6 protein-coding genes and 1 pseudogene are annotated in these 8,980 nt (G+C 65.8%); 2 read left to right on the top strand and 5 right to left on the bottom strand.

Annotation, left to right across the window (positions count from 1 at the left end; translation table 11 throughout):
- From A5625_RS02095 to A5625_RS02085, 3 genes are all read right to left on the bottom strand, one after another.
- On the bottom strand, positions 1–2,252 hold a 2,252-nt coding region (locus A5625_RS02095; RefSeq protein ID WP_197515932.1), incomplete at its 3' end, for a fatty acid synthase subunit beta domain-containing protein.
- Between the two features lie 529 nt (positions 2,253–2,781).
- A complete protein-coding gene (locus A5625_RS02090; RefSeq protein ID WP_066988721.1) occupies positions 2,782–3,504 on the bottom strand; it encodes a DUF1906 domain-containing protein in 723 nt (240 codons plus the stop codon).
- Positions 3,505–3,564: 60 nt separating this feature from the next.
- Entirely contained in the window at positions 3,565–4,458 is an 894-nt protein-coding gene (locus tag A5625_RS02085; RefSeq protein WP_066988720.1) for a MerR family transcriptional regulator, read from the bottom strand.
- 40 nt (positions 4,459–4,498) lie between these two features.
- Here A5625_RS02085 and A5625_RS02080 point away from each other — a divergent pair, with 40 nt between their 5' ends.
- Entirely contained in the window at positions 4,499–5,653 is a 1,155-nt protein-coding gene (locus tag A5625_RS02080) for an aromatic ring-hydroxylating dioxygenase subunit alpha (protein ID WP_066988719.1), read from the top strand.
- Here the strand turns inward: A5625_RS02080 and A5625_RS02075 are convergent.
- Entirely contained in the window at positions 5,636–6,985 is a 1,350-nt protein-coding gene (locus tag A5625_RS02075; protein WP_066988718.1) for a secreted hydrolase, read from the bottom strand. The genes A5625_RS02080 and A5625_RS02075 overlap by 18 nt on opposite strands.
- Positions 6,986–7,124: 139 nt before the next feature.
- Here A5625_RS02075 and A5625_RS02070 point away from each other — a divergent pair, with 139 nt between their 5' ends.
- A complete protein-coding gene (locus A5625_RS02070) occupies positions 7,125–8,591 on the top strand; it encodes an aldehyde dehydrogenase (RefSeq protein ID WP_066988717.1) in 1,467 nt (488 codons plus the stop codon).
- Positions 8,592–8,819: 228 nt separating this feature from the next.
- Here the strand turns inward: A5625_RS02070 and A5625_RS29890 are convergent.
- Positions 8,820–8,980 (bottom strand): annotated as a pseudogene (locus A5625_RS29890) (hypothetical protein); the annotation flags it as partial.

Below are 8,980 nucleotides of genomic sequence, written 5' to 3'. Positions count from 1 at the left end.
ACCATTGACGGCGGCACCCCGGTGGTCTCCACCCAGGATGCCGCCACGGCCATGCGTGCGGTGTTGGCCATCGCCGCGATGATCTCGTCGCGACGCTCCGCGACGGCGTCGGCGTCACCGGCGACCTCGTCGAGAAGACGACCGCACCGCGAGGCGCTGTTGTCGATCTCGTGGATGTCCGCACCGAGCTGACTGCGGCTGGATGCCATTCCGCCAGAAGCTTTTCCGGCGCCGATCCATTGATCGGTGCCTTGCGTTTCAACCAGCATCCGCTTGACCGACGGCGACGTGGTGGACTCCTTGGCCGCCATCGCCGCGGTGCCGACCAGGATGCCGTCGATCGGCATCAGCGGGAAGCCGTAAGACTGCGCCCAGCGCCCGGAGAGGTATTCGGCCGCCCGCTCGGGCGTGCCGATGCCGCCACCGACGCAAACGGTGATGTTGGAGCGCGACCGCAATTCCGAGTAGGTCGCCAGCAGCAGGTCGTCCAGGTCTTCCCAGGAGTGGTGGCCACCGGCGCGTCCGCCCTCGATGTGCGCGATCACCGGCTTGGCGGAGACTTCGGTCGCGATTCGGATGACCGAGCGGATCTGCTCGACGGTGCCGGGCTTGAAGACGACGTGACTGATGCCGACTTCGCCCAGCTCCTCGATCAGCTCGACGGCCTCCTCCAGATCCGGGATGCCGGCGCTGATCACCAGGCCGTCGATGGCCGCGCCGGACTGGCGAGCCTTCTGCACCAGCCGCTTGCCGCCCACCTGCAGCTTCCACAGATACGGGTCGAGGAACAGCGCGTTGAACTGGTAGGTGCGGCCGTCGTCGAGCAAGCCGGCCAGCTGCTCGACGCGGTCGGCGAAGATCTCCTCGGTGACCTGCCCGCCGCCGGCCAGCTCGGCCCAGTGTCCGGCGTTGGCCGCGGCGGCGACGATCTTGGCGTCGACGGTAGTCGGGGTCATGCCGGCCAACAGGATCGGCGAGCGACCAGTCAGCCGGGTGAACTTGGTCGACAGCTTGACCCTGCCGTCGGGCAGCCGAACCAGCGTCGGGGCGTAGCTGGACCAGGCCCGCGCCACCTCGGGGACGGCGCCGACGGTGAACAGGTTGCGCTGCCCGCCGCGGGTCGCGGCAGGCACGATGCCCACTCCCAGGCCGCGGATCACCGGCGCCGTCAGCCGGGTCAGGATGTCGCCGGGGCCCAGGTCGAGGATCCAGCGGGCGCCGGACGTGTGGACGCGGGTGATCTCCTCCACCCAGTCGACCGGACGCACCAGGATCGACTCGGTGAGCTGACGGGCCAGCTCGACGTCCAGCCCCACCTTCTCGGCCCAGCCGCCGACGATGTCGATGCCGTCGGCCAGCCGGGGCGTGTGGAAGCCCACCTCGACCTGAACCGGGTCGAAGACCGGCGCAAACACATCGCCGCCGCGCAGCTTGTTCTTGCGGTCGGCTTCTTCCTTCTCCGAGATCTGCCTGCAGTAGAGCTCGAAGCGGGACAACTGTTCCGGGGTGCCGGTGATGACGACCGAACGGCGGCCGTTGCGGATGGACAACACGGGCGGCAGAACGGTGCGCACATCTTGCGCGAATTCCTCGAGCAGCTGGCCGATGCGCTCGGGATCGGCGTTGGTGACCGATACCATCGGCGGGCGATCGCCCAGCACCGAGATTCCGCGGCGACGGGCCACCAGCGTCCCGGCCGCACCGATCAACTGGGCCAATGCCAGTAGCTCGACGTCGCGAGCGCCCCCGGCCTTCAGTGCCTCAACTGCGAGCACGCCCTGTGAGTGTCCGGCGACAGCCGCCGGCGGGGTCGCGTTCAAGTCCATACCCTGCCGGGCCAGCGCCCGCACGGCCGCGATCTGGGTCAGCAGCACGCCGGGTATCGAGACCGCGGCCGAAGTGAGGTGCTTGTCCGAGGGGACCGGGTCCTCGGCCGCCAGCGCACGCACCCACGTGAGCGGCTCGAAGCCGATGGGACGCACCACGACGAGCTCTCTGGCGACCGGCTCGAGGAGCAGATTCACCTCACCGACCAGCGTCGCCAGGTCCGACTCGATGCCGGCCGAGGACACCAGCTCTTCGAGCGTCTCCAGCCAGGCGCTGCCCTGGCCGCCGAATGCCACAGCGTAGGGCTCCCCGGCCGTCAGGCGGTCGACGAGAGCGTGGGTGTCGCCGGCTGCCGGCCGCTTGTTTCCCTGCGGGCCGTGCCCGTCGCGATTGGCGGACACCCGGTCGTGCTCGTGAATCGTCACCTTGTCTGTCTCCCCTATATGCGTCTTTAGGTCTCGTCGTCTGGCGGTCACCACCGCCGGGCGGGGTTCTGTCGATTCCGCGTCGAATCACAGCCGGGAACACGGCTGGCCGGTGTGTTGTCGGCGGACCGCCCGAGTGGTGCGCAGCGGCGCGACGGACTCCATCGGCTGCACTAAGAGTGTCATAAGGATGGGCCTGCGTTTCGCGTGCTGATCGGTTACTGGTGAGTTCTACGCATGGGTAACCGTGTCCTGGGTAACACGCGCTTTCCCTACCGGCGCTGACCCGATTAACAAACCTGCTGCATGCAGGTGGTTACGGTCGAGTAGCTATAACTGCGCAGATCAAGGCAGTCTTGTTATCAAATCGTTACATTAAAATTTTGGGCCGCGGAGCGCCGTTGTGACGCGATCGTCAGCATCCGGCCGTAACTTTCCGGCCGCACCGGTTTGGAAAATGAGCGAACGAGTGTTTGCTGGAAACTCTAAGAACCCGTGTCCCGCCCGGACCGGGCGACGGCAGCGGGCGCTAGGCCCACTGGCCGAATTGCGGCTTGAGGATCTCGTTGATGTCCACCCCGACCCCACCGACGCTGCGTTTGTCGATCTCAACCTGGTGCAGATTGGCGGCCGGGTGGGCGTAGCCCTTGGGCGAGCCCCAGTTGTGTTGCCAGAAATACGAGCCCAATCCATCGTGCAATGCCCAGTCGATGGTTTTCGAGTTGGCGTACACGCCTGTGCGCTGATGGCCGATTACCGACTCCCAAGCACGCAGGTAGGGCGCCACCTGGCTTTTGTACTGCTCATAGGAAGGATCGTCGTCGATCGAGGCATAAATGGGCGCGCTGGCGGGTCCCCCGGCCGCGGCATGCAGCTGCATTCCGCGTTGCGCATGCTGCAGGCCGGCATTGGCACCGCCCAGCCAGTCCGCAGTGCTGGCCTTGCCGTACTGATAGCAGGACACGATCTTGAGTCCGTTGCTGTCGAGGTCGCGCGCTTCGGCGACCTGGATCGGCTTGCCCAGCATCCAGTTGCCGCCGGGGCGCCGATCCGATACATACCGGATCGACCCGACAGCACCCGCGGCCCGGATCTGGCCGGCCGGGATGACACCGGCCGCGTAATCCAACAGGGTGCCGAGCGACGCCGACACCGGCGCGACACTCAGCGATGCGCCGGCGACGCCCAAACCGAGCAGGGCCGGACTGGCCGCCGCGAGTTTTAGCAGCTCACGCCGGGAAACCGATGACACAAGCCACAGGGTACGACACAAACCCCAGATGACACGTTGACCACACGGGTTACAGGTCCCTCACAGTGCGGCATCGTTCGTTTCGACCGGTTGCGGCGCGGGTAGCACGATGACGCTCACGGCTTCCAAGCCGCGCCGCGCGGTCTGCTGGGCGATCTCCTCGATGAACTGCGCGGCGGCCGGGCTGATTGATCCGGCCCAGGCCCGAAATCCCTGCACGATCACCGGATCGTGCTCCAACAGCGGTTTCACGCCGCGCAGCACTGCGACCACATCGTCGGGCAGCGGGTGGGCCACCTGCTGGTCGATCCACCTGGCGGCTAGATCTCGTGCTGCCGCACTGTCCTCGCCCAACCCGATCACGTCGGCGGCCAGCACGCGCAACCGATCGAACAACTCCTGGCGGCCCGGCGTCTCGGCCAGTTGCGCCAACAGCGTGCTGGCCGCGGTCGGCAGCACCATTTGCCCGAATAGGGCGGGCACCGGCAGGTTCCACTCGTCGAATAAGTCGGCGTACATCGCCGCGACCGACGCAGACAGCGGGGCGCTGAGCCGCCCGATCACACCGATGCTGTCGCGGTGTGTGGTCGCCAACCGGTGCAGGATCTGCTCGTTGAGGTCTGCGCCGCCGCATTCGGTGGCGGCATCGATGGCCCTGATCAGTTGGTCGAGCCGATCGCGTTGCTGCACCAGCAACCTGCGGTGCTCGTCGAGCAGGCCGGCCAGCGCGCTGTGCCCACCTTCCATCAACCGCTGAATGTCGTTGATACCGACGCCAAGACTGCGCATCAGGTCGATACGCAACAAGTCGAGGACCTGCTCGACGTCGAAGACCCGATAGCCGTTGGACAGGTGTTGCGCGTGCAGCAGACCGATTTTCTCGTAATGGCGAATACGGCCGGAAGCGATGCCGGTCAAGGCCGTAACGTCGCCGATCAGCAACTGGTCAGCCACTCCTTGACCTTACAACTGTGTCAAGGTCTGTACTGGGCGGGTGCAACACGACCAGCTCATCGACCTGACCCGCCGCGCGTTGAAATTGGCGCGGGACAAAACGACCGATCTCGCTCCGACCCAGCACACGGTCGACGCATGTGACTACACGAGTATCGAACGCCACCACCGGGACCGGGCCATGCTGCTGGCCAGCCCGCAGTTGGTCGGCTACGTCTCCGAACTGCCCGCCCCTGGGTGGTATTGCACCAAGACGGTGATGGGGCGCTCCATCCTGTTGACCCGAACTTCTGATGGAACGGTGAAGGCGTTCAACAACGTCTGCCTGCACCGGCAGTCGCAGGTGGCGACGGGATGCGGCACCGCCACCCGGTTCATCTGCCCCTACCATGCATGGACGTACGACAACACCGGGTTGCTGGTCGGGCTGCCGGGGCGCAATGGTTTCCCAGACGTGCCGCTGCGGTCTGCCGGCCTGACCGAACTCCCGGCCACCGAGTTCGCCGGATTCCTCTGGGTGGCATTGGATCCCGATGCGACGCTGGACGTGGCCACCCACTTGGGCCCGCTCGGCGACGAACTCGACTCCTGGGGCATCGGTCGCTGGTCCCCGCTGGGCGAGAAGGTGCTGGACTCCCCGATCAATTGGAAGTTGGCAATCGACACTTTCGCGGAGAACTACCATTTCGCCACCGTGCATCAGCGCACCTTCGCCACGATCGCGCGCAGCAACTGCACGCTGTTCGACTCCTACGGGCCGCACCACCGGCTGATCTTTCCGCTCAACACCATTTCGGAGCTCGACGACGCGCCCGAGGACCAGTGGAATCCGTTCCACAACATGGTGGTGATCTATGCACTGTTCCCCAACATCGTGCTGTCGGTGACGATCGCCAACGGTGAGCTGTTCCGGATTTACCCCGCGGATCGGCCCGGTAGGTCAATCACCGTCCACCAGAACGCAACACCGCAGGACCTGTCCGACGAATCGGTGGCCGCCGGCGCTCAGGCCGTCTTCGAGTATGCCCACGCCACCGTGCGCGACGAAGACTACCGGCTCGTCGAGAGGCTGCAGGCCAATCTCGAGTCGGGGGTCCGCGACCACCTGGTGTTCGGCCGCAACGAGCCGGGATTACAACATCGCCACATCACCTGGGCCCGGGCCCTGTCGTCACAGTCAGCTGTGGTCAGCTGACAACACCGCGATCAGGTCATCGAGAAGCGTTGCCAGCATGTCGTTTTCGACACGCGCCGAGCTGGCCAACAACTCAACCGCCGCATCGCGCCGGCCGGCGGCCACCAGCGGCACAACCTGCTCCACCATGGACTGCAAGTCGGGTGCAGACGGCGTCAGGTTCGCGACCGTAGTGCGAAGCACATCGACGAGCTCCCAATCCCGATACAGCGCCAGCGAGCGTTCGTTGAAAGCGAAGCCTGTCACCGAGTTTCCCCACATCGTCCCGTGGTAGCGATATGGGCCCTCCATGTACTCGATCGGCAGCCCATGCGCCGGCGCCGCCACCAGCGGCTCCCCGATGAGGTCCAGTTGCATTGTGGGACAAGTGATCCTGTGCCGGTCAGGCATGTACCGGGCCGGAGCGAGGGGCCGCACCAGGGGCCGCACGCTCTCCGGCCATCGCACATAGCTGGCGATCGTGACCTCGACGTCCTCGGCGCATTCCGGCGCGATCGCGGGGTCCGGGTGGCTCGTCGTGACGCCGGTAAACGGCTGCAGCGCATTTCCGTTGGCGCGGTCGAACTGGCGCCAGATGCTCAGGTCAACGCCATTGTCGAAGTTGATCGTGCGCCATTCGTGCGACCTGGCCCGCGGGTCTCCCCCGGATCCCCCACCGCCGGCATATTTCGGGAACCACTGCCGGTCGACGTGCCCACTGGTACCCGACACCTGCTGGATGAGATCCCCCCAGCGTAAGGTGCCCGTCATCGCCATTCCGGTCTGGAAATAAGAATAGGTGTCGCTTTGACCGAAGCAGGTGATCTTGCCGTTGTATGTCGATGCGCCCACCGGGGTCGGTGCGCGCGTTGGGGTTACGGCCAGGTCGAGCCGCATGGGACGACCGGTGTGGTCCTGGCCGACCAGGCTGACCCGGTAGGTGTAGGGCAGCAATTCGCCGTCGCCGTTGCGGCTGGTCGTCCACGACGCGGTTCCCGCGCTGCTGTGGTAGTGGATGTCCAGATGGCCCGACGCCATCGTCAGCTTGCGCTGCGCGCCCGGCTCCATATTGGCCGGTGGCATGTCGTAATCGGTGAAGGTGCCGTAGTCGCCGGTGTCGAGGTCGAACAGCGCCATCGTGTAGAAGTCGGCGACGACCGTGCCCCCGGGCCGGTTCTTGTTGAAGATGGTCAGGAAGGCAAACGACCGTTCGGTCTCGGCGGCGTCAAGCTGACCGGCGATGAACCAGGTGTCTGACTCCTGGTCGGCGTGTTCGCCTTCGGCGGCGGGAAAGTCCAACTGACGGTCGCCGGGGACCAACTGAAATGGATAACTGCGCCAGTCATTATTCATATCGCGCCTCGCCTCGACATCGTCGCTGATGACCCGCTCGCGGTTTTCTGACCAGTTCTTTTTTGGCTATGTTAGCGTCAATACGAAGTTACGGTCACCGTCTCACCCGCACCCGCCGCTGCCTCAAGGAAGTGCCCCGATGACGAAGAATTCCGACCATCGTTGCTATGACGAACTGTTCATCGGGGGGCAGTGGCGCAAGCCGGTCAATCCCCAGCAGCTCGCCGTGATCTCGCCGCACTCGGAGGAACCGGTCGGGCATGTCCAAGTCGCCGGCCCGGAGGACGTTGATGCGGCGGTCACCGCCGCGCGGCACGCCTTCGACCACGGCCCGTGGCCGCGGATGAGCCCTGCCGATCGGATGGCCAAGGTCGAACAGCTCGCCGGCATCTACGCCGGGCACGCCGACGAGATGGCCGATCTCATCACCGACGAGATGGGGTCGCCACGCAGCTTCAGCCGGATGGGCCAGGGGGCGGCCGCCGCAGCGCTGATCCACCTCTGCCTGGCCGCCGCCCGCGACTTCCCGTGGCAGGAACGTCGCCAGGGGGTGCTCGGCGAAGTGCATCTGCGCCGGGCCCCGGTCGGGGTGGTCGGGGCGATTGTGCCGTGGAATGTGCCGCAGTTTCTGATCATGCCCAAGCTGATCCCCGCACTGATCGCGGGTTGCACGGTCGTCATCAAGCCCGCACCCGAAACACCCTTGGACGCTTTGTGGTTGGCCGAGATGATCGAGCAGATCGGACTACCCGAAGGCGTGGTATCAGTGCTGCCCGGCGGTCCCGAGGTCGGTGAGGCGCTGGTGCGTCACCCCGGGGTGGACAAGATCGCGTTCACCGGTTCCAGCGCCGTCGGGCGCCGGATCGCCGCCCTGTGCGGGGAGCAGCTCAAACGGGTGAGCCTGGAGCTGGGCGGCAAGTCCGCGGCGATCATCCTCGACGACGCCGACATTGACAAGACGGTGGCCGGCTTGAAGTCCGCGGGGCTGATGAACAACGGGCAGGCCTGCGTCGCGCAGACCAGGATTCTGGTCAGCGACCGTAAGCATGACGAGGTGGTGGACGCGCTGGCCGGCATGATGTCGGCGCTGAACGTAGGCGACCCGGCCGACCAGTCCACCGACATCGGACCGCTTGTGGCGCAACGACAACAGCGCCGGGTGCAGGACTACATCAAGTCAGGCCGCAGCGAAGGAGCCCGGGTGGTGCTCGGTGGCGAACAGAGTCCGTCCGAGCGCGGCTGGTATGTGCAACCGACGCTGTTCGCCGACGCCACCAACGACATGCGCATCGCCCGGGAGGAGATTTTCGGCCCGGTGCTGACCGTGCTGCGCTACCGCGACGAAGACGACGCGATCCGCATCGCCAACGAGACCGACTACGGGCTGGCCGGTTCGGTGTGGACCGCCGACATCGAACACGGCCTGGACGTGGCGGCCGCGGTGCGCACCGGGACCTACGGCATCAATATGTACACCCTCGACATCGGCGCACCGTTCGGCGGCTTCAAGCAATCCGGCATCGGGCGCGAGTTCGGCCCCGAGGGCCTGCATGAGTACGTCGAGCTGCAGACGCTGATATGCAAGGGCCAGCTGCCGCCGCTATAGGGTTTTGCGATCTCCACGACGGGTCAAGGCCCCGCAGAGCGAGTAGCCATGCCTCACCATCGATCTTGGTGAGGGGTTATGAGGTGTTGGGATCGCGGGTCGGCGGTGCGGGTCTGGTTGTCGACCTCGATGTTCACAACGGAGCAGTCGGCAGCATGAAATACCCTATGCGCCAACGTGTTTTGAGCTTCGTGATATTGCCGGCAGTGACCGGCCCCGGTAACTCGGCTAGTTGTTTGTCGGTGGTGGTTGGGGTTGGAAGGGTGTGTACCACCACCAGTTGGCGCGCTCGCCGGTAGGTCCCGGACAGGGCGCCACCGTGGGCGGAGGTTGAGTTGGGGGGCGCGCCAGCGATCCCGGGCTCAGTGATCGGCCGGCGCCGTCGCTGA

The sequence above is a fragment of the Mycobacterium sp. 1465703.0 genome, assembly GCF_001672975.1.
GTDB lineage: Bacteria > Actinomycetota > Actinomycetes > Mycobacteriales > Mycobacteriaceae > Mycobacterium.
The sequence above is the reverse complement of the archived record's forward strand: the minus strand, read 5'-3'. Positions and strand labels throughout refer to the sequence as shown.

Excerpts from the sequence above, each read along its gene's own strand:
- A5625_RS02075 (WP_066988718.1), bottom strand. The coding sequence starts at position 6,985 with ATGAATAATGACTGGCGCAGTTATCCATTTCAGTTGGTCCCCGGCGAC.
- A5625_RS02070 (WP_066988717.1), top strand. The coding sequence starts at position 7,125 with ATGACGAAGAATTCCGACCATCGTTGCTATGACGAACTGTTCATCGGG.